The organism is Flavobacterium sp. ACN6, from assembly GCF_002304005.1.
GTDB lineage: Bacteria > Bacteroidota > Bacteroidia > Flavobacteriales > Flavobacteriaceae > Flavobacterium.
This window is the reverse complement of sequence record NZ_MRCQ01000002.1, coordinates 344234-367098: the sequence shown is the minus strand read 5'-3', so window position 1 is coordinate 367098 and position 22865 is coordinate 344234. Positions and strand designations below refer to the sequence as shown.

At 33.3% G+C, this 22865-nt stretch carries 15 protein-coding genes and 3 tRNA genes; 9 read left to right on the top strand and 9 right to left on the bottom strand.

The window, feature by feature from the left end; genetic code table 11:
* Window positions 1-145: 145 nt before the first annotated feature.
* The 3 genes from BSF42_RS04555 to BSF42_RS04545 all read right to left on the bottom strand — a co-directional run bounded on the left by BSF42_RS04555 (window position 146) and on the right by BSF42_RS04545 (window position 4742).
* A complete protein-coding gene (locus BSF42_RS04555; RefSeq protein ID WP_095951929.1) occupies window positions 146-2002 on the bottom strand; it encodes a T9SS type A sorting domain-containing protein in 1857 nt (618 codons plus the stop codon).
* 133 nt (window positions 2003-2135) lie between these two features.
* The gene (locus BSF42_RS04550) at window positions 2136-3710 is read right to left on the bottom strand and encodes an OmpP1/FadL family transporter (RefSeq protein WP_095951928.1); all 1575 of its coding nucleotides are present in this window, start codon (window positions 3708-3710) and stop codon (window positions 2136-2138) included.
* 42 nt (window positions 3711-3752) lie between these two features.
* Window positions 3753-4742 carry a hypothetical protein gene (locus tag BSF42_RS04545; RefSeq protein WP_095951927.1) on the bottom strand — a complete coding sequence of 330 codons (990 nt, stop codon included), beginning with the start codon at window positions 4740-4742 and terminating at the stop codon, window positions 3753-3755.
* Window positions 4743-4842: 100 nt separating this feature from the next.
* On the opposite strand from BSF42_RS04545, the gene proS reads away from it, so the two are divergent.
* The 5 genes from proS (at window position 4843) to rpsT (ending at window position 7106) form a co-directional block, all read left to right on the top strand.
* Window positions 4843-6321 (top strand): proline--tRNA ligase, encoded by a 1479-nt coding sequence (proS, locus tag BSF42_RS04540; RefSeq protein ID WP_095951926.1) that lies wholly within the window; start codon window positions 4843-4845, stop codon window positions 6319-6321.
* Between the two features lie 77 nt (window positions 6322-6398).
* Window positions 6399-6470, top strand: a tRNA-Glu gene (locus BSF42_RS04535).
* A gap of 41 nt (window positions 6471-6511) precedes the next feature.
* Window positions 6512-6583, top strand: a tRNA-Glu gene (locus tag BSF42_RS04530).
* Window positions 6584-6626: 43 nt separating this feature from the next.
* Window positions 6627-6698 (top strand) — tRNA-Glu (locus tag BSF42_RS04525).
* A 156-nt stretch (window positions 6699-6854) separates the two neighbouring features.
* Window positions 6855-7106 carry a 30S ribosomal protein S20 gene (rpsT, locus tag BSF42_RS04520; protein ID WP_089052957.1) on the top strand — a complete coding sequence of 84 codons (252 nt, stop codon included), beginning with the start codon at window positions 6855-6857 and terminating at the stop codon, window positions 7104-7106.
* Between the two features lie 235 nt (window positions 7107-7341).
* Here the strand turns inward: rpsT and BSF42_RS04515 are convergent, their stop codons facing one another.
* Entirely contained in the window at window positions 7342-7749 is a 408-nt protein-coding gene (locus tag BSF42_RS04515) for a response regulator (protein WP_095951925.1), read from the bottom strand.
* 5 nt (window positions 7750-7754) lie between these two features.
* A complete protein-coding gene (locus BSF42_RS04510; RefSeq protein ID WP_095951924.1) occupies window positions 7755-9464 on the bottom strand; it encodes a PAS domain-containing protein in 1710 nt (569 codons plus the stop codon).
* A 169-nt stretch (window positions 9465-9633) separates the two neighbouring features.
* Between BSF42_RS04510 and typA the strand changes: the two genes are divergently transcribed.
* Complete coding sequence (gene typA / locus BSF42_RS04505; RefSeq protein WP_095951923.1) at window positions 9634-11430, top strand: translational GTPase TypA; 1797 nt, start codon at window positions 9634-9636, stop codon at window positions 11428-11430.
* A gap of 127 nt (window positions 11431-11557) precedes the next feature.
* Here typA and BSF42_RS04500 read toward each other — a convergent pair whose 3' ends face one another.
* Genes BSF42_RS04500 through BSF42_RS04490 form a run of 3 tightly spaced genes read right to left on the bottom strand, consistent with a single transcriptional unit; the run spans window position 11558 to window position 15670 of the window.
* Window positions 11558-13903: a T9SS type B sorting domain-containing protein gene (locus BSF42_RS04500; protein ID WP_095951922.1), complete on the bottom strand. Its 2346-nt coding sequence runs from the start codon at window positions 13901-13903 to the stop codon at window positions 11558-11560.
* Window positions 13904-13918: 15 nt separating this feature from the next.
* A complete protein-coding gene (locus BSF42_RS04495; RefSeq protein ID WP_095951921.1) occupies window positions 13919-14755 on the bottom strand; it encodes an ABC transporter permease in 837 nt (278 codons plus the stop codon).
* 3 nt (window positions 14756-14758) lie between these two features.
* The gene (locus BSF42_RS04490; protein WP_095951920.1) at window positions 14759-15670 is read right to left on the bottom strand and encodes an ABC transporter ATP-binding protein; all 912 of its coding nucleotides are present in this window, start codon (window positions 15668-15670) and stop codon (window positions 14759-14761) included.
* A 105-nt stretch (window positions 15671-15775) separates the two neighbouring features.
* Between BSF42_RS04490 and BSF42_RS04485 the strand changes: the two genes are divergently transcribed.
* On the top strand, window positions 15776-16828 hold the full coding sequence (locus BSF42_RS04485) for a hypothetical protein (protein ID WP_095951919.1): 1053 nt from the start codon (window positions 15776-15778) through the stop codon (window positions 16826-16828).
* Window positions 16829-16876: 48 nt separating this feature from the next.
* Window positions 16877-17737, top strand: coding sequence for a hypothetical protein (locus BSF42_RS04480; protein WP_095952070.1), 861 nt, complete (start codon window positions 16877-16879; stop codon window positions 17735-17737).
* Window positions 17738-17904: 167 nt separating this feature from the next.
* On the opposite strand, the gene BSF42_RS04475 is transcribed toward BSF42_RS04480, so the two are convergent.
* The gene (locus tag BSF42_RS04475; RefSeq protein WP_095951918.1) at window positions 17905-21639 is read right to left on the bottom strand and encodes a metallophosphoesterase; all 3735 of its coding nucleotides are present in this window, start codon (window positions 21637-21639) and stop codon (window positions 17905-17907) included.
* 26 nt (window positions 21640-21665) lie between these two features.
* Here BSF42_RS04475 and BSF42_RS04470 point away from each other — a divergent pair, with 26 nt between their 5' ends.
* Window positions 21666-22844: a Pycsar system effector family protein gene (locus tag BSF42_RS04470; RefSeq protein ID WP_095951917.1), complete on the top strand. Its 1179-nt coding sequence runs from the start codon at window positions 21666-21668 to the stop codon at window positions 22842-22844.
* Window positions 22845-22865: the final 21 nt, after the last annotated feature.

The following is a 22865-nucleotide window of genomic DNA, read 5'->3' as shown; positions in this document are numbered from 1 at the left end:
TTACACTTTTTTTATTCAAACACCGCTTGTTTCGCTTTTATTTGGAGATTTTTGTGAAGGTTTTTTTGAGTTATGATTGCTGTTTTTTTTAGCAAAAAAATCCGCCAGCTTAAATAAGTGGCGGAAGATTCTGATTGTAATTATATTAATTTTTAAAAAGTGTTTTTGAAAAAGACGTATTGTCAATTTTTAAAATATACGCTCCCGATCTCAGGTTTGTTGTATTGATTTCAATTTTGTCTTTAGAAGATTGGGTTTTATTAATGTTTAATACTTGACCAAAAGAGTCATAAAGTTTTACATCACCTAAATTTATCGGACCTTCTATAGAAAAACTATTAATAAAAGGATTTGGATGGATAAGAGTATTATTATCATCTGGTTCAGCTAGGCTCATTAAAGTTTGAGATGTTAGTAAAGCGGTCGTTCCTTCTCTTCTTGTTGGTGGAATCACGCCAGTTGTATATCGAGAAATTGTAATAGAATTGCTAACACTTACGGGTAAGGAATTTAGTTTTACAACTCTCCTAAAGGCTGTTTTTTCTTCATTTGTAATAGCATCTTCAGGAAAGATGTGTTGATAGTTTTGACTTGTTGCTCCAGATATATCATGCCATGCTTGAAGAGTTGTGCCTCTTGAATATTTTGCAGATTGCCATTGATAGGTGTATATATTTGAATCAACTTCATCTCCGTTTATGATTTGTGGTTGACTGTTTTTTAGTGGTAGCGATTGATCGCAACAAATATTGTTTCTGATACTTGTGTCTTGTATTATTATTGCTGATGTATTGCTTATGCTGTATTGTTCATCGCTAAAGTGTGCCAATCTGCGATAATAAGTGTTTTCATAAAAGTTTTTATTTGGAGAGTATTCTTTTGCTGTTGCTCCAGAAATGTTTGTCCAATTAGTTTCTTGTGTTCTGGTTTGCCATTGAAATGATGTTATATATCTATAATCGTATACTGTTTGGCATGCTCTTACATTTCGGTCGCAAGTTATTGAATAATCAATGTATGGAGCAGAAGAGGTTGTAAAAGATTTGCAAATTTGACCATATCCTATAGTTTGATTGTCTGATATAATATTGTTTAAGATTGGCTTTTCGTTATTTCCCTTAATTAATGCCCAATCGAGATTAACTTGAGTTTCGTGGAAATTAAATAAGATTCTTAAATGATCATTGGGTCTTATGTCAGAAGATTTAATCTGCAAATTTTTTATTGTTACAGTGCCTTTATCTGTACTTATTGCCTTTTCAAATAGTGGTATTAAGCTTGTTGAATATCCTTCATCGTGTCTAATTTGTATTAAATACTGAGGATAATACCCCTTTGATAATTGGGAGCCATATTTTATATCAAAATCAAATGACAAATTAATACTTTGAGTGCCAATTTCATTGCCTATATAGTCAGGAACAATTATTTTATTATTTGCGACAGGTGAACCATCGCTATAAGAAAGGGATGTTAATTTGACATTTGCACTAGAAGGAGTGTACGGTTCTTTTCCTGTCTTGGTACCGGCAATAATTTTATAGGTTAATTTCGCAGGTCCATACCTAAAAACAATAGAGCAGCCTGTATTATATACTGTACTTTTCTTAAAAAGCAATTTCTTTCTATAAGTATAGCTATAATTATTGCTGTTAATATGTTCTAGTTTTATAGGATCCCAAATAAGTTGTATTGGTCGCACACCATTATCGTAATATTGAGCGGTTTCATTATCGAAATTGTTTGGTTCGTAAAAAGCTGCATAGCTTGTGCCTTCACAATAATTTGCAACGGTTCCTGTGTAAGATGTTCGCAAGTCAAATTCTACAACTAAATCCTCAACCCCATTAAAGCTGATTGTATTATTCGGAAGTATTAGTCCATTAGTAGTTATGTTTAATAGCTCGATAGTGATATCTGGATCGGAATTTGATTTATTGTTGGCTGAAATAGATGTATAACTAAAAAGCACTAGAAATAATAGATGGATAAATTTAAACATGTTAGTTTCTTTTAAAATTAATCATCTAAAATACAGTAATAAACTTACAAAATAAATTTTTTGCAGGAAAATATGTAAAAAAAATCCGTCAAAATAATTTGACGGAAATTCTCATTAATCTATTTAGTTTTAATTACAATTCGAATAATAAAGTAAGCGTAACATTATTTAGTTTTGAATTAATGTTAGCTCCATCTGTTAAACCAGTAGCAAAGAACCCTTGGTTTGATTTTCTTTCTAAATAAGAATAAGCTAAATCTAATTTTGTTCCACCAAAATTATAACCTAAACCACCTGAGTAACTATTTAAATCTCCAACTGTAGTTCCGTTTTTATATGGACTTCCTTCAAAACGGTATCCACCTCGTAAACTTAATTTATTGATTTTATATTCTGCTCCAACTCTTAATTCTCCAGTACTAGTTAGATTATTGCTAATTTCATTATTGATTCCTCTAAAATCACTTGAAGGTTTAAATTTAGAATTTCCATAATTTTTTAATGCATAATCAATGCTTAATAAACCTGATTTTCCAAAAACATAAGCGGCACTAAAAGTCCATTTGTCTGGAGTTTGTAAGGTGTAAGATTCATAAACGTTTACAGTGTTAGGATTTGCATTATTACTGAATGATCCTGCGGTTGACTCTGTCGTCGTAAATAAGCTTTGTGAAAGCTCGTCATATAGTTCATACCAAGTGTTCGATTCGTAAGCTATACCAAGCCTCAAAGCTTCAGTTACTTTTCCGATTGCTCCAAGTTGGAACGAAAATCCATTTCCGTAAGTATAAAGTTCGTTGTTAAAACGTACGTTTGATATTGTTTCGTATGATTGTAATGGATTTTTGTTTTCTTCATAGAAACTTGAAGTTCTTCTATAATCAGTTACATGGACGTTTAAGTTAGCTCCCAGATAAAGTCTATCTCTATATGATGTAGCAATATTGAAACTTACTTTGCTGTTGTAGCCTCTTGTATAAACTTCGTTTTCCTGATAATAATCTTTACCGTTAGGAGCGTTATTAGTAAAATAAGTGCTATTCGGATTGTTTACGTCATCAATGTTAATAAGGTAGCCTTGATATCCTAATAAGGCCTGCTGTGCTGAGTATCCAGATAAGTTCGGGTATTGACCATTAGGAAAATTAGAACCTAAATATCTATACAGATCCGCTAAAGTTTCATTATTATTTAAATTTACATATTCGTGAGGAACTGGTGCGCCTCCATTGCCATAATTTGCATAGTCTAAAAAATAGCCATCAATAGAATTAGTTGGGTTTGTTCCAGCAGAGAAAGTGCTATTATTGAAATTATTTGTATTCTCGTATGTTGCGCCAATTGCAATTTTATTCCACCCGTTATTAGGGTTTCTGTCTTTAAAAACAAAAACACCTCCTGCTTGGTTTAGGATAAAAGAATTCTCTTTATCTGAAGTTTGGGTTCCAAAATAATCAGAATTATTTTTAATATTCTGATTACTAAAAGATATACCAACTTGATTGGTGTTGAAGACTGCAGATCCAGCAGGATTGACACTTAAAGAAGATAAATCTCCTCCAACGGCTCCAAAAGCACCACTCATGGCTCTAAATCTTGCAGTACCTGTTAAATTGTCTTGAGAGTAACGCAAAGCATCTGAAACTTCTTGTGAATATGACGCGCTGACAGTTAGTCCTGTTATAAGTAGGAAAAATATTTTTTTCATTTGGATAAGTTTTAGTTTGAATTTAGTTTGCTAAGAAAAAAATTATCTTCTTCCTCCGCCACCGCCAGATCTCATACCGCCGCCACCGCCGCCAGACGATCTCATGCTTCCGCCACCGCCGCTGTTCATAGAACGTGATGGGCTGCTAGGAGTATAGCTTCTTGATGAGTTGCTATTGCTGCTAGGAGTGTAGCTTCTGTTTGTTGTGGTGTTGCCACTATTGTTGTAAGATCTTCTGCCAGAATTATAATCTGTACTATTTGTGTTAGCTCTTCTATTGGTGAAAGTTGGGCTTGTTGTACCTCTATTTACAGTTGAACTTCTTCTGTAATCACTATAGCTGTTAGATCTATTTGTGGTATAATTTCTGTTTGTTGTATAACTTCCTCTGTTAGTAGTGTAGTTTCTATTTGATGTATATCCTCTGTTGGTAGTGTAATTTCTGTTAGAAGCATAGTTTCTGTTTCCATAATATGCTGCAGAACCTCTTCTTCCATAAGAATAGTTGTAATTGTTGTAGCCGTAGTAACCGCCGCCCCAATATCCTGGATAGCCCCATCCTGGTCCCCAATAACTTGGATAACCCCAGCCACCCCAGTAACCTGGATATCCCCAGCCCCAGCCGCCTCCATATCCCCATCCGTAATAAGGATATCCCATTCCGAATCCGAATGACCATGTTGGGTCAGAGTAAACATTTACAGAAACGTCAGAGTTGCTGCTTCCCCATGCAGGATAGCCTACAGAAGCAGTTTGTGTGCTGTCATTTTCTGCATAATTTGTATAATTGTCAACGTCAGTAAATATTTCAGTTGGCTGATTGTCGTCTTGCAAAGATCTAAAATAATCTTTGTATTGATTGTTTGTGCCGTTGTTAGACTGCACGTAGCTGTTTGATGAGCCACCGTATACTCCATCATTGTCGTGGTAAGACGAATTTTGGTATGAACCACACGACGCTAGTAATAAACTAACTAATCCGAGTAGGTAAAAATGATTAGAGTTTTGGCGAAGAGAAATGTTAGTTTTCATATCTGTGGTGTTTTTTATTGTTGCACATTACAAAAATAGTTAGTTTTGTCAAACTATTTAGTTAAATTATTAAAACAAAATTTGTGCCAAACTATATAATATGAGTAAGAACCTCACTACAAGATCAGAAGATTATTCGAAATGGTATAACGAGCTGGTTGTGAAAGCAGATCTAGCTGAAAATTCAGGAGTTAGAGGCTGTATGGTAATTAAACCGTACGGATATGCTATTTGGGAAAAAATGCAGGCTGAGTTAGATCGTATGTTTAAAGAAACGGGACATCAAAATGCGTATTTCCCTTTATTTGTGCCGAAGAGCATGTTTGAGGCTGAAGAGAAGAATGCAGAAGGATTTGCAAAAGAATGTGCTGTTGTGACACATTATAGATTAAAAAACGATCCAGACAAACCTGGAAAATTAATGGTTGATCCTAATGCAAAACTAGAGGAGGAGCTTATTGTTCGTCCGACAAGTGAAGCTATTATTTGGTCTACCTATAAAGGATGGGTGCAATCTTACAGAGATTTGCCTCTATTAATTAATCAATGGGCAAATGTGGTTCGATGGGAAATGCGTACGCGTTTATTTTTGAGAACTGCTGAGTTTTTATGGCAGGAAGGGCATACTGCTCACGCTACAAAGGCAGAAGCTATTGAAGAGTCTGAAAAAATGATGAATGTTTATGCAGAGTTTGCAGAAAACTTCATGGCAATTCCGGTAGTAAAAGGTTTTAAAACAGAAACAGAGCGTTTTGCTGGTGCAGATGAAACGTATTGTATTGAAGCTTTAATGCAGGATGGTAAAGCTTTGCAGGCAGGAACATCTCACTTTTTAGGTCAGAACTTTGCAAAAGCTTTTGATGTTAAGTTTGCTAACGCAGAAGGAAAACAAGAACACGTTTGGGGAACATCATGGGGAGTTTCTACTCGTTTGATGGGGGCTTTGATTATGACACATTCTGATGATCAAGGATTAGTGCTTCCTCCAAATTTGGCTCCAATTCAAGTTGTTATTGTGCCGATTTATAAAACAGATGAACAATTGGCTCAAATTACAGAAGCGGTTAATGATTTGACAGCTAAATTGAGAAAATTGAAAATCACAGTTAAGTTTGATGACAGAACGACACAAAAACCAGGGTTTAAATTTGCGGAATGGGAATTAAAAGGAGTTCCTGTTCGAATTGCTGTTGGTCCAAAAGATTTAGAAAACGGTACTTTTGAAGTTGCTAGACGTGATAACTTGACAAAAGAGGTAGTTGAAGCTGGAAAAATCGTTGAATATGTGAATGATTTATTAGAGCAGGTTCAAAACGATTTATTTAAAAAAGCGTTAGATTATAGAAATAGTCATATTACCGAAGTAAATAGTTTTGAAGAGTTTAAAGAAGTTCTGGAAGGTAAAACAGGTTTTTTGTCTGCTCACTGGGATGGAACAGCAGAGACAGAAGAAAAGATAAAAGAATTGACAAAAGCGACAATTAGATGTATTCCTTTGGATGCTGTTGAAGAGGCGGGAGTCTGTGTATTTACTGGGAAACCTTCGTCTAAAAGAGTGCTTTTTGCTAAGGCATATTAAAAAAAATGTATTTTTTTTGTGTTAGGTATTGTACATCTTAAAAATAGTTGTATTTTTGCATCCGCATTAGAGAAGCAGGCCCGTTCGTCTATCGGTTAGGACGCATGGTTTTCATCCATGTAAGAGCGGTTCGATTCCGCTACGGGCTACTACTTTTTTTGCGAAATAAGTTATTAAACTTGATGTTAATGGCCCGTTCGTCTATCGGTTAGGACGCATGGTTTTCATCCATGTAAGAGCGGTTCGATTCCGCTACGGGCTACAATTTCAATTTTATTTAAATTGAAGAAAACTTAGAAGAATTTGGTCTGTTCGTCTAGGGGTTAGGACTCCAGGCTTTCGTCCTGGTAACAGGGGTTCGATTCCCTTACAGACTACAAAAATTAGTTGTGAATAAGTTTTGTGAAATAAAAATTGGTGTCTCGGTTTTTATTTTATTAGTTAAAACCAAAGTGATTGTTTTTGCAATTGTGGGAGGTTTTTCTTTTTTAACTAGTATTTATAATTATTATTACATCTAAAATTAAAAAGAAATGGCAAATCATAAGTCAGCATTAAAAAGAATCAGAAGTAACGAAAAAAGAAGAGTTCTTAACAGATATCAACACAAAACTACTCGTAATGCTATTAAAGCATTAAGATTAGCTACTGATAAATCTGATGCGACTGCAAAATTATCAACTGTAATCTCTATGATTGATAAATTAGCTAAAAAGAACATCATTCATGATAATAAAGCTTCTAACTTGAAGTCTAAATTAACAAAACACGTTGCTAAATTGTAATTAAAATACAATTTGAAATATACAAAAGTCCTCTTTCTAGAGGACTTTTTTTGTTTATACTAAATGGTAGATTTAAATATATTTAAATTCCAAAAAATAAATTCCAAATTCCAATTTTAGAAATTTGGAATTTGGAATTTTGATTTTTTTTAAAAATAAAAGATTTTTATAATTATGCGATCAAGTATCTTTTGGGATTTGGAATTTTAAAAATTGGATTTTAAAATATTAGAAATTAAACACCTATTTTCTTCTTAAGATATTCAAGCATTGGCTGTGTAATAGGTTTTGAGAGAAAATCTATTATAATAGGATATTGTTTTGCTTTGGCAAGATCTTCTGGGTCGATTGTAGAAGATAAGACAATTACTGGCGCAGAATTAAAATCACTATAATCTGGGCTTGTAAAATGATCTAAAAACTCCCAGCCGCCCATTATAGGCATATTTAGATCTAAAAAAATCAACTCCGGCTTTTTTGTGTTTTTGTCATTAGTGTATTTTAAGGTATTAAAGTGAAGGAGCGCTTCTTCACCATTTTGAGCTGTAATAACTTCATGGGAAAATGAAGATTTAGAGATTACTTTTTTGCATAACATTAATGTGATGGGGTCGTCGTCAATGCATAAAATCTGCTCAAGCATAATAATTAATTTTTAAATGTTATTGTAAATGTGGTTCCTTTATTGACTTCGCTGTCGATAGAAATTGTTCCTCCCATGGTTTCTACTTGAGATTTTACAAGATAAAGACCTAATCCTTTGCTGTCGGGGTAATTGTGAAATCTTTGGTAAAGGCCAAAAACTTTATCGCGGTTTCGTTCTAAATCAATCCCAATTCCGTTGTCTTTGAAGGTTAATATTGTCTTGTTTTCTATTTTTTCTGCAGTTATGGAAATTTTTAGTTTTCTATTTTCAGATTTGTATTTTATAGAATTGGTAAGTAGGTTTAATAATATACTTTCGATATACGCTTTGTTTGTTATGAGCTCGGGTACTTTTTCGAACTTAAGTTTTATTATAGGTTTGTGTAATTCTATTTGAAATGACAGCTGGCTGAATACATTTTCGAAAACTTCTTTTAAAGAAGTTTCTTCTTTCTGCATAGAAGGATTGTCTTTAATAATGATAACTTTTACTAAGTCATTGATTGTTTCGTTTAATAAATGTGTCGATTTAGTAAAGCCGGTCAGGATTTCTTGAAGTTCTTCGTTTTCTAAAGGAATGTCTTCAATGAGGTTCAAAAGTCCGATTAGGTTAGATAATGGCGCTCTTAGATTATGAGATGTTATGTAAGAGAATTGTTTTAAATCTTTGTTGTTTTGGGTTAATTCTCGAATAAGATGCTCTTTTTCTGTTTCGAGTTTCTTCTCATCAGTAATATCTCTTTGTATTGAAATCCAGTGCGAAATAATTCCTTCGTTGTTAAAAATTGGAATCATAGAAAAACGAACCCAATATTCTTCTTTGTTTTTGGTGTAAGTGATGGTTTCTATCAGACATTCTTCTTCATTTTTTATGGCGCGTAAAAGTTTCTTTAATTCATCTGAATCAGATTTTGGGCCTTTAAAAATGTTAGCTGACTTTCCAATTATTTCATTCGATTGATAGCCTGACATTTGAGAAAATGCTGGATTTACATAAACTATTTTTGGGATTTTTCCTTCCGGCGAATTGGCTTCGGTAATTAAAATTGAATCTCGAGATTGAGTAATTACAGTTTCTAAAAGTTTTAGTCTTTGTTCTTCCTCTTTCTGTTTTGTAATGTCTTGAATGGCTCCGATCATTCTAATGGCTCTTCCGTTTTCATCTTTTAATAAAAAACCTCTGTCCAAAACATATTTATAAGTACCGTCAGCACATCTAAAACGGTATTGATCCTGCCATTTTTCTGTTTTTTGCTCAATAAAAGAATATAATTTTATTGACATTCGGATACTGTCTTCCGGGTGAATTTTATCAAACCACCATTTCGAGGTTTTGCCCACTTCTTCGGGGTTATAACCAAAAACGCTTTCAATTCCTTTATTCCAGTTTATACTGTCCTCTTGAATTTTCCAATCCCAGATAGTATCGCTTGTCGCTTTCGCTACAATGTCATATTTCTCATTAGATTCTTTTATTTCTACGTTTGTTTTGTTTAGCTTTTCAAAAATAGTTATGCTTCTTTTTTCCTTTTTTGCAAGTATAAACCTAAAAACCAATCCAGTTATTAAAATAAATATAATGTCTTTTATAAGAGATAAATATTGATAATCTGATGAAGAAAAGTAAGTTATGAGTAATTTATGACATAAGACCGCCATAATTATCGAGATGATTGAGTAAATAAGAGTAATTTGGAGAGTTTTACTTTTCATTACCTCAAATATAGTTAAATTAACTATAACTAAACATATGTTAATATTATTTTGAGGCCTATATTTTCGCGATTTATATTAACTAATTGATTGTATATACGTAAAGTATGTTTAGAAACGTTTTTTATTAAAAAATAAAGTGTACCTTTGCAGCCATTAAAAATCACAGATGGAATCTATTAGAAACATTGCAATTATTGCCCACGTCGATCACGGTAAAACCACTTTGGTTGATAAAATTATGTATCACTGTCAATTATTTCGTGACAACGAAAACACAGGTGATTTAATTCTTGATAATAACGATTTAGAGCGCGAGAGAGGTATTACTATTACTTCTAAGAACGTATCGGTTCAATATAAAGGAACAAAAATCAATATTATTGACACTCCAGGCCACGCGGATTTTGGAGGTGAAGTAGAACGTGTATTGAACATGGCCGATGGTGTATGTTTGCTAGTGGATGCTTTTGAAGGTCCAATGCCACAAACTCGTTTCGTATTACAAAAAGCGATTGACTTAGGTCTTAAGCCTTGCGTAGTTATCAATAAAGTTGATAAAGAAAACTGTACTCCTGAAGAAGTTCATGAAAAAGTTTTTGACTTAATGTTTGAATTAGGTGCTGAAGAATGGCAGTTGGATTTTCCAACAGTTTATGGTTCTGCAAAAAACAACTGGATGTCTGACCATTGGGAAAACGTAACTGATAATGTTGAAGCATTACTGGATATGGTTGTTAACAATGTGCCTGCTCCTAAAGTTTCTGAAGGAACACCTCAAATGTTAATTACTTCTTTAGATTTCTCAGCTTTTACAGGTCGTATTGCTATTGGCCGTTTAGAAAGAGGAGTTCTTAACGAAGGTATGCCAATCTCATTAGTAAAAAGAGATGGTACAGTATCTAAATCTCGTATCAAAGAACTTCATACTTTTGAAGGACTTGGTCGTAAAAAAGTACAACAAGTTATTGCTGGAGATATCTGTGCAATCATTGGAGTTGAAGGTTTTGAAATTGGTGATACTATTGCTGATTTTGAGAATCCAGAGGGTCTAAAAACGATTGATATTGATGAGCCTACTATGAGTATGTTGTTTACTATCAACGATTCACCTTTCTTTGGTAAAGAAGGTAAATTTGTAACTTCTCGTCATATTAGAGAAAGACTTACAAAAGAATTAGAGAAAAACTTAGCTATGAAATTGGGTGAAACTGATTCTGCTGATAAATTCATGGTTTTTGGTCGTGGTGTACTTCACTTATCTGTTCTTATTGAAACAATGAGAAGAGAAGGGTATGAGTTACAAATCGGTCAGCCACAAGTTATTATCAAAGAAATTGATGGTAAAAAATGTGAGCCAATTGAAGAGTTAACAATCGACTTACCAGAAAATCTTTCAGGTAGAGCAGTTGAATTCGTTACTATGCGTAAAGGAGAAATGCTTTCTATGGAAACTAAAGGTGAACGTATGATTGTGAAATTTAATATTCCATCACGTGGAATTATTGGATTACGTAACCAATTGCTTACTGCTACTGCTGGTGAGGCTATTATGGCACACCGTTTTATTGGATATGAGCCTTACAAAGGAGAAATTGCTGGACGTAACAAAGGTTCATTAATTTCTATGGAAAAAGGAAAAGCTATTCCTTATTCTATCGATAAATTACAAGATCGTGGTAAATTCTTCGTTGAACCAAATGCTGAAATTTACGAAGGTCAGGTAATTGGAGAAAACTCTCGTGGAGATGATATGTGTGTAAACGTAACTAAAGAGAAAAAACAATCTAACGTACGTTCTTCTGGAAATGATGAAAAAGCTAGAATTATCCCTCCAATTATTTTCTCTCTTGAAGAAGCTTTAGAGTACATTCAAAAAGATGAGTATGTAGAGGTTACACCAAAATCTATTCGTTTAAGAAAGATTTATTTAACTGAAACTGACAGAAAAAGATTTAAAATCTAATACGTTTTAAATTTCAATATAAAAATCCCAAACTCCTTACGGAATTTGGGATTTTTTTTTTTGGACTATTAAATTAAAGCTTAAATTGGAATTTGGAATTTAAAAATTTGGAATTTAATATAGAAAATTATCTCTTCAAACTAAAGTGGCCTTTTACACTTTTGCCATCGATAAATTGAAGTGTAAACCAGTAATCATCTGAAGGTAATTGCTGTCCGTTTAAAATTCCGTTCCAGCCCGAACTGTTTTGAGTCATTTGTTTTAACAATTTACCATAACGGTCAAAAATAGAAATGGTGTAATCTGGCATTTGATCTATATTTGTAATTACCCATAAATCATTAAAGCCATCTCCATTCGGTGTAAAAAAGCGGGGATAATCTAAGACATATATTAAAAAGGAATTGGATAGACCGCAGCCATTTTTGTCTCGAGCAACTGCATTATAAATTCCAGGATTTACTTGACTAAATATTGGATCGTCTTGAAAAACGGATCCTTCAAGAGAGAACTCATAATTTCCAACTCCAGTATATTGAATTAATACTGTATTGTCTACGCCAGAAAAATCTTTTACTTCAGCTCCTGTAATTAGCGCAGGTTCAGATAAAATAACCTTAAAAGTTTTAGTTTTTTGACAATTGTTTGCGTCCGTTACTAAAACAGAATAATCGCCAGCACTATTAACAGTTGTTGAATTTGTTGTTTCTCCATTCGACCATGTATAGCTTGTAAAACCAGTCGCGACAGATAAAGTTATTTGATCACCTTTACATAAATATAGTATTTCATCTTCGAAATTTGGCGGATCAAAAGTATGTACAATTAATTCGATAGGAGCGATATCATAACAGTCAGGTCCGTTTACTGCTCTAGCATAAATGGTTTGGGAAAAGGCGGTAGTGTTTTTAAAGATATTTGGAACGGCATTGGTTTCTGTTATCGCATCAATCGCAGTTAAATAATATTGTACAGTAAGTCCGTTTGGTAATCCGGAAACAATTTGCGGAGTTGCTTCTGCATTCAAATCAAATTGATAAAAACCATCCTGAATTCCATCTTCATCACATGTTTCTATTGGGTTTTGATTTGCTATCGTGTTATTAGAAATTTGCAATGTGACTTCTGCGATTTTATAACAGCCGTATTTATTTTCTAATCTTGCAAAAACAACCTGGTTAACGGATTTATTTTCATATTTATCAGGAGTTAAAATAGGATTTGTTTTTGCTTCAGCATTGGCTGATGATTCGTAATATCCCTTATTTGAAATCTCGGAATTGTTGTTTTTTACAATATTATCTGCTTTAGTTAAATTGAAAATCGATATTCCATCTGTATTATCATCACATTGTAATAGAGAAGTATTTGTTGAAAGTATTTCCGGAGCATAATCAATTTTTATTTCACCCGATAGTATACATGTTGTACTTGTAACAGTTGCTTCAACCTTGTAGGTTCCGGTTTCTGTAACTTCAAAAGTTGAATTTGTACCAAGGATGGTAGCAGAATTGTCTTTTTTATACCATTTAAACGTATAGTCTACGGGAGAAAGTTTGCTGTCTAAAAGGATTTTTTCTTGAAAACAAGCGGGATTATTGGTTGCCATTGTACGATCTTCTCCAAGAACAATTTTTGAAGCAAAACTGCCTGCTTCGAGGAAAATTGCCGAATTTTGATATCTAACATCAGCATCGCCGATTACCAATTTTACATGGTATTTTTTTCCTGTAATCACAGTGCTTTGAGCGGTCATAACAACTGTTTGTCCCGCATAATTTATTGGACTGGTATTGGTATTTAATCCATTAAAATAGTTTGCGTTTGAAGCCTCGCAGCCTGTGTAAGAAATACCACCAGGTCTTGTTCCTGGTTCAATTTTCAGATGAATGTTTACAGAAGAAACTGGTATACTGGTATTGGGTATTACAGCTAAATTTTTATACGGATCACTAGTTCCAGCTTCTTTTATTAAAAAAGCAAATCCGTCAGAATATTGGCAAGGATAATTATATTGATATTCATTTGAAGCAAAAATATAATTAAAACTTAATAAACTTGTATAAGCAATAAAATCAAACTCTAAAACTGTAGTATTTAAAGAATTGATGCTGAGTATCGCATCAAGATCGCTGTCATGGCCCCACTGAGGACTATCGCCAGCACCTTCATTTGCATCACTACTAAATGGTCCAACTGCACTTTGAGCTGTTGATGTTACTAAAACAATACCTTCATTAAAAGGGAAATTGCTTCCGTTGTTATTAAAATAAGCAAAACTTTGTTTTCCTTGGGTAAAAGTGTCTCCGCTACCAGAAAAATTTGAAGCGGAGGCACAAGAGCTATTGACTAAAGTGTTTTCAATAAGTTGTTGCGGTGATCTTTGATCATCAATAGTTATGACCTGTGCATTTATCTTTGCAGACAGACAGCATAAAAATAAAACGATTAAAAAACTTTTTGCCTTATTCATAGTATCGCAAATATACTATAAATCTCTACTTTTTAATAATTTGTAAGAAAAATAAACAAATAAAACTGTCCATGCCAAAACGATTACTATCGTGAAGTAATTTACATTATAATCCATATCAGTTTCGATTCCCATTTGAGTTCCAATATTTTTGACAACTGATAATCGAGGTCCTGGATTAACAATTAAGTTTGACATAGCTTCTAAAGGAAGAAATTGCATGATTTTCTCATCTGTATTACTTTCTGGGAAAATTTTGAAAGCCAGAATACCTTTTAAAATTCCTTCAAGAATGCTCCACACTAAAAGAAAACCTAGTGCAAAAGCAGAACGTTTTACCAAAATTCCAAGAAATAAACAGAAAGAAAAGAAACCTGTCAGCTTTACGAAAAAAGCCAAAAGATAATCTAAATCACTGAAAATAATACTGAATTCTGTATACGAAGAGAAAAATAATCCTAAGATTAAGCTCATTACAAAAACAAAAACCGTTGAAGCAAATGCAAACAAAACTACCGTTAAAAACTTGGATAGAATAAATTCTTTTTTGCTTAAACCGTCAATTAAGTTTTGTTTTAAAGTGCCGTAGCTATATTCATTAGCCATCATAGAGACAATAACTATGGCTAGAAAAAATTTAAGGATTGCGGCAACATACGTATTAAAATGCCAGATAAAAGGAAAATTAAAAATTCCCATTTCTGCCAAATGAAATTTAAAAACACCTATGTCAAATTTTATAGCAGCGATAAGCGCTATAAAAGAAAGTAATATAAAATAAGTTAATGTTAAAATACGGCTGGCTTTATTCATCCAGATTTTTTGCAATTCTATAGAGAGAAGTCTTTTCATGGTTTAGTTTTTTTGAATAGTGGCGTTTTTGGTTAGTTCTAAAAATTGTGCTTCTAAACTATTTTTACGTTTTACTAAATGACTTAAAATAATGTTTTTAGAAAATAAAAATTGATTCAATTCAGCAGCTGATAAATCAGATTTGAGGTAAACCAATAATTTGCCATCCTCTTCTTTAATCTGCCCAACAGCATTATGTTCGCTTAAAACAGATTTTAGAGCCAAATTATCATTAGAACAAATTTCAAAGAAACCTTCATTAGATGACATTCCGTCTACAGGACCAGAGTATAAAACTTCGCCTTTTCTTAAAACAATTACCTGCGAACAAACTTTTTCGACTTCATCCAACAAATGCGATGCCAGTAAAATAGTCGTTCCCTGCGATGCAATTTTTTTAATAATATCTCGAATCTGATGAATTCCCTGCGGATCCAATCCGTTCGTTGGTTCATCTAAAATTAAAATTTCAGGATCGTTTAAAAGTGCCGATGCAATAGCCAAACGCTGTTTCATTCCGAGTGAAAAAGTACTGAACTTACTGTCTTTTCTTTCGCTTAAACCAACTAATTCCAGCTTTTCGTTTACTTTAGAATAATCGATATTTTTGATTTTACAAACTAATTTCAGGTTTTGTTCAGCTGTCATATAAGGGTAAAAGTTGGGACGCTCGATAATAGCGCCAACCTTTTTTAAAGCTTCATGCGTTTCTATATTGCCGTCGAACCAGCGATAATTACCAGAAGATTTATTAACAACATTCAGGACAATTCCCAATGTTGTCGATTTCCCGCTTCCGTTAGGGCCAAGAATGCCATACACGCGGCCTTTTTGTATTGTAAAAGATACATTTTTTAAAGCCTGAATACGGCCGTATCTTTTATTCAGATTTTCAATGGTTAAGATGGTTTCCAAATTTTTCTGGTTTTAGTTTTTAGTATGACGAGCTAAGTTGATTTTTGTTACTTTAAAATTAAACTTTAATCCTATTGATGTAAATTTGTACTAAAGATATTCAAAATGAGCGAGCCATTAATGGTTTTAAAAAAACCTTCTTATCCTTTAACACAGTCACTTTTAAACTATTTGGAGCGATACGAACGTATTTCTAAAGTTTCTGTGTTTTATGATGATCTGCTTCGCTTTTCAGGCTCGGTAAACGTTTACGATAAATATGATAATGATACACTTTGGATTCGAGTGTATTACAACGAATTTGAACGCAATGAAATTGATTTAAACCTAAAAAGAATTTACTCCCTGCTGCATTCCGATGGTAACAGCGAGATTATTCAGTTTCTAAATATTGATGCCATTGATTATTGTACTTTCGGAAATTCGAAACCTTTCAGGATTAAAGTCCGAAATATCCTCAACGATAATTACGTTCATTTTTACATCAAAAAAGCCGATGCTTCTCGAATTTACGGATTAGAATTAGAAGATATCCTTTCACCGGATAAAATCAACTTTTTGGTTTATAAAGACACTTTAATTGAAGAACATATTATTGGAATTCCTGGCGATGTTTTTATGGATACGCTGCTGGACGGCTGTTCTGAAATGGAAAAAGCACAGATTGCAAAAGAGTTCGTTAAGTTCAACGAACGATGCATGATTCGTCTTTTAGGAGATATGCGGGCGTATAATTATGTTATTGTCCCAATTCACGATTTTGATCAGGTAGTTTATAAAATTCGCCCGATTGACTTTGACCAGCAATGTTACGAAGGTAATTTTAAAGTATATCGACCGCAGTTTTTCAAAGAGAATTCCCCAATGATTAAGCTCATTAAGGAAAAGTTAGAAGAACGTTCTATTATTCAATATAAAGATGAGGAAAGAGCGATTTTGGCAAAACGGATCCATTCGGCAGAAAACAGAATTAAAAAACTGTTGAACATAATGTGCCACGATACAATTTCTACAGAAGAACATCTGAATCAATTGAAAATGGAATTATATCGTTATACAAATGATATGAAGTTTAAAAATGCCAAATCGATGGGGCATATTATGCATGCAGCATTCGAATTTATTACTCGTAATTTTAAAAACACTAACTTAGTTTAGAATTTTCGTCATCCTTCGTTTCTCGCGATGACAAAAAAATATAATTATATGAAAAAATCTTTTTTAGCAGTAGTTTCTATAGTTTTATTAGCTTGCCAGCAGCAATCTGGCAGTGATTTGAAAACGCTTTATTCGCTTCCGAAAAAATTAAAAGAAGTTTCTGGGATAACTTATTTTCCTGAGACCAATATACTTTATACTTTGGAAGACAGCGGTAACAAAAATGCTATTTATGCCATTGATTCTAAAGGTAAATTAGAAAAAACAATTACAATTTCTAACGCCGCAAATGTCGATTGGGAAGATATTACGAAAGATAAATCTGGAAATATTTACATAGGTGATTTTGGAAACAACGATAACGAACGCAGAGATTTATGTATTTATAAAGTTGCTAAAGGAGAATTAAATAAAGATTTGGCTAAAGCCGAATATAAAATCTCATTTTCATACCCGGAACAAACCGAATTTCCTCCAAAGAAAAAAGAACTGTTTTATGATGTTGAAGGTTTCTTTGAACACGGCGGTTACTTTTATCTTTTTACAAAAAACAGAAGTAAAGGTTTTGATGGGACAGCTTTTATCTACAAAATCAAAAATGCATCTGGAACTCAAAAAGCGGTTAAAATTGGTGAATTCAAAACCTGCAGTAATTACAATCATTGTGTTTTAACAAGCGCCACAATAAGTCCAGACGGAAAAAAAGTTGCTTTATTGAGTCATGACAAAGTGCTTTTATTTAAAGGTTTTAAAGGCGATTTATTTCACAAAGGAACTCATACAGAATTAAATCTTAATCACTTTTCACAAAAAGAAGCCATCGTTTTTAAAGACAATAACACTTTATTAATCGCCGATGAAAAAACAAATAAAGTAGGAGGAGATGTGTACGAATATAAGTTGAAGTAAAATTCTATCCTGAAGCTTCGGGAACAAGATTTTATTTATAGAAAAAAAAGTTAGCCACGAATTACACAATTTTTTACTAATTTTTGTTTAATAGAATTCGTGAAAATTTGTGTAATTCGTGGCTAAAAAACTTTGAACCTTTGTCGCTCTGTTCCTTTGAACCTTTTCTAGAAGCTATATGCCGCTCCAAAAATCACCCTTCCAATTTCATCAGGAGATTTAAAGTAAGAGATTCTGGCAGTTAAAATATTTATAGCGTTTAACCAAAGTCCGCCGCCGTAATCATGGTGCCATTTTTTAGAATCTTCGCCGTTCAGCCAAACTCTTCCGTAGTCGAAACCGCCTAAAACGCCATAGGTAAAAGGAGCAATCGTTTTTCTGATTCTACCCAAGCTTAAACGTAAATCTGAACTCTGAGAGAAATAGGAACTTCCTAAAAAGCGTTCATTTCTAAAACCTCTTAAATCCGTATCGCCACCCAAAGTAGCCCCTTGATAGAATTCGTAATTATTATTTAAAATGGCTTTACCTTTAACATAAGTCGCTAAAACCAATTTACCATTTTTATCTAATTTATGTGTAAATCCTAAGAAACTTTCCAGAGTTGGAAAATTTTTCTCCGTTTCATCCAGATTTGCAGTCCACGTTGCAGCGATCATAAAAGCCATACCTAAATTTGGTTTCGCGGCAAAATCAGAATTTTTGAAAAGATATTTCACTTTTAAACCGCCAAAATTTTGAGTATCAAAAACATTTGGATTTACAATGTTAGGAGTATCGATAAATCTATTTTCTGTTTCTTCCACCGTCATTCTCTGATAAATTGGCTGTATGCTAAATTCACTTCCATATCGACCAACATGGCGAACTGCACCCGAAGCATTAAATTTACGAATACGAACACGGTTATAATCCAAACTAACTTCATCATCGTCATAAGTGGTTTCGTTTCCGTAACCAAAATAATTCATGGCAAAATTTGGAGTTGTGTAAAGTGATTCCACATCAATAACCCATTTCCCTAGTAAACCTGGGAAATGTGCTGCATAATTAAATTCTAAACCGCCAGTTGCAAAGTAGTAGAAAGCATTTAAAACATGTCTTTGAGTATATGGATTCTGTTTGAAATTGTTAACAGTATAATTTAAATTAATACCCACTTTTACGCCGTCATCTGGATTAAAACCAATATTTGGAAGACCAGAAACAACATTGTATTTTGGTTTTTCGTAATTATACAAGTTCACATCATAATCGTCAGTTAACTGTGTCTGTGTTTTAGAATCTAAATTATAAGTGTTTTCTTTTGATTTAAAATCGTAAACAATAACCTTTCTTCCGTTTTCAATATTATAGGTATCATTGTTCTGACCTCCAATTAAGCGGACTTTAATTCTTGATTTCTCATTTCCTTTTACCTCAAAAATATCATTATCATCTAAACCATAAATCCATAAATTTTTGGTTTTGGCATCAGTTACTGTTTTTGTATACTGCAATTCATCGCCCTCTTTTTTTGCTCTGAAAACTTGAATTTCAATACTTTTTTTAGCATTATGATTCAAAACAAATTTGTCTTTTTTATCAGTTCCGGCAATCATAACCGTTTTACTCAGCACATCAGAATAACGTGATGCATATTTTTGAAGATCTCTTTTTCTGTTTTTTAATTTTGCTATAATCTCCTTAATCGTTCCGTCCTGAACTTCTTTTGGTAAACTTTTAAAAGCATTTTCTATATCACTGTCAGATAAATTTTCTTGAATAAATTTTGCCTGCTCGAGCCATTCTTTTTCTCCAGAAGTTCTTAAAAAAGCCAAATCCATTGGATAAGGCTCCCTGCTTAACCATTTGACATTATCAATTTTATACTTAAAAGTACGCATGTGGCGAAGTGCCGGAATGTTCATTAAAATAGAAAGTAAAGTTCCATCGTATTTCGCAAAAGCCTGATCTCTGTCTCGCGGAATTGGTTTGTAAATTACTTTACCGTCTTTTTTAAATTCTGCCCAACGCCATTGATCGCTGTGTCTGTCCCAATCGCCAATCAGCATATCAAATAAACGGGCTTTTATATATTCTTTTTCATCAACCGAATATTTTTCATCTTTATGAAGATTAAGCATCATATCATCTGTCCCGATAATATTAGTTGGACTTCCAAAATTTTTACCGTCCAGATGATTATCCGCAGGTCTTTCTTCTACCATATACAGTTGGTCTCCAAAACCAGAATTAAATTCACCTAAGCCTTTCTGTCTCGGAATATAATATAAAACGGGATTTGTATGAAAAACTCCAATTCGATCTGACATGCTTCCAATTGCAAAAGGCGCGTAAGGATGAGAAGTCGTGTAGAAATCAAACAAGAAATTTTCTGCATAAGTATCTTCAAATTCATTTACAACATATTGATCTTTAAAAGCAACAGATTGTAAAAACACAGTCGCACTTTTTTTCATGCCGCGCATTACATATTCGCGCCCTTTCGGATCAGACATTCGTAAAGAAACAGATTGGTGCCCGCCGCCTTCGCGAATAGGTTTTAAACCGCCCTTTAAAGTATCTATAGTAGCAACTTTCGCCTCAATAGGCATGCTGTAATATTTTCTGTAATGCTGGCCAAATAAAAATTTATGGAACAAACTTTTATCGGTCATTTTTGCTGAATAGATAGAAGTTGTAATTTTGGAAGGGAAACTATTAGGAATATCCGTTGCCCAGTTAATTTCTTTGGCTTTTATAATTTCACGTTCAAAAAGTAATTTCTCCTTATTATTTTCATTTCCATAATAAGAAACTTTGGTATCGCCGCTTTTGAATAAAGTTAAAACAGCGTATCCATTTCCTCCGTACGAAAAATCATTTTCGTTTACGGCTCTCGCAGCTTCAGATTTCGAACCAGCGCCGCTAATGATTTGCTGAATATTTTCTTTGCTGATAAATTGCAGATTATGATCGTGTCCAGAAACTACGATTACATTTTTCTGCTTTTGCAAAAGCGTTTTAATTCTTTTGGCATAAATCGTATATTGTTTATTCTGAATATCCTGCGGACTCACTCCAGAAGTTTTTCTTAGTAAATTAATAAAAGAGCCAATTATGGGAAGTGGTATTTTTTGTTCCAAAGGAAACAATTGTTTTTCTAATGAAAACTGTCCACCGTGTGTTCCGTTGCTTAACAAAGGATGATGAATCGCTAAAACAACTGTTTTTTCCTGATTTTTATTTAGGATATTTTCCAGTTCGTCAAAGAAATCTTCCCGAGTTTTAATTTCGCAATTGTCATTGATAGTTGGGTGATTATCCCAATCTTCCAGAAACCATTCGCTGTCAATAGTTACTAACGTAGTAGTACTATCAATTTTGACATCTTCAATGGCACAAGACTTTCTCGGTAAGAAAGCTTTTTTATCATTAAGTTGTTTGGTAACAAAATCAGCCTGTAGTTCTAAACCTTTAATACCGCTGTACCAGTCGTGGTTACCGGGAATAAAAATTGTTTTTCCTCTAAAACCTTTAGCCAGATTTAATTGATTTGTCAGCTTTGTTTCTGCCAAAGCAACATCTGCAGCATTTTTATCACTCGGAAAGCCTTTAGGATATATATTATCTCCTAAAAACAGCAGAGTTGACTTTTTATTCGCCTTTTTCAGCTTTTGATGTAAAAGCTCTAGGGTTTGCTGTGCCTGTAGTTCATCGGCATTTCCAGCATCTCCGACAAGATAAAAAGTGTGTGCAATTTTTATAGTATCAGTTGCGTTTTCATTTTCGTTTGCGCTTACATTTTTTCCGTATTGCGGTTTGTGAGTTGCGCAAGAATAAACTAGGAAAAGCAGTACGAAAGTAACTGTTCCTGTTTTAATTTTTGCAATAAAATGATTATCCAAAAACAATTTCATAATTTAGTGGTATAAAAATATTCTTTATGAATCTAATAGAACAATCCGAAGATTTCGTCAGTAATTTACTCAAAGATAAACTTTCTAATTTATATTCTTATCATAATTTCAGCCATACTTTTACAGTATTCTCAGCAGTCAAAGAGTTATGCAAGAAAGAAGATGTAGAAGGTGAGGATAAAGAGGCTCTTTTGGTTGCTGCATGGTTTCATGACACTGGATATATTGAAGGATATGAAAATCATGAAAAAGCAAGTACAAAAATAGCTGCTGATTTTTTACATCAAAAAGGAAAATCGGAAGAGTTTATAACGCTTGTTTCGAGTTTGATTTTGGCTACAGCCAAAGAATATGAGCCTAGAACACATTTAGAAAAAATAATCAAAGACGCAGATTATGCCCATTTAATGGGAGAAGAATATACGACAACCTGCGAATTATTGCGTCTAGAGCTTAAGAATACTGGAATTGTAAGTTTTTCTAATTCCGAATGGACGAGAGAAAATTTGAATTTTTTATTGAATAAACACCGTTTCTACACCGATTATGCGCTGAGAAAATGGCAGCCTTTAAAGGAAAAGAACTTACTTCTTATTCAGAAAAAAATAAATAAACAGGAATTAAAAGCGGCTGCAGCGATTGAACAAGAAAATAAAAAGAAAGAAAAAGTAGAAAAACCAGATCGAGGGATTGATACTTTATTTCGTGTAACACTTGGAAATCATACTCGTTTAAGCGGCATTGCCGACAGTAAAGCCAATATTTTGTTGTCTGTAAACGCAATTATTATTTCGATTGCTTTATCTTCTATTATTCCAAAATTAGATAGTCCGAAGAATGCGCACTTGGTTATTCCGACTTTTATAATGTTGATGTCTAGTGTAATTACAATCATTTTTGCCATTCTTTCGACCAGACCAAAAGTAACTTCTGGATTTTTTACGCGGGGCGATGTTGAAGCAAAAAAAGTGAATTTAATGTTTTTTGGAAATTTCTATAAAATGCCTCTTGAAGATTATGACTGGGCTATGAACGAAATGATGAAAGACCGCGATTATTTGTACTCCACAATGATTAAGGACTTGTATTACCTAGGATTGGTTTTACAACGTAAATACAACTTACTCCGAATTGCCTATAACTTTTTTATGTTCGGGTTGATTATTACAGTAATCTCTTTTGTAATTGCTTTTAAGTCAATTTAAAAGTTTAAGTATATGAGTTTA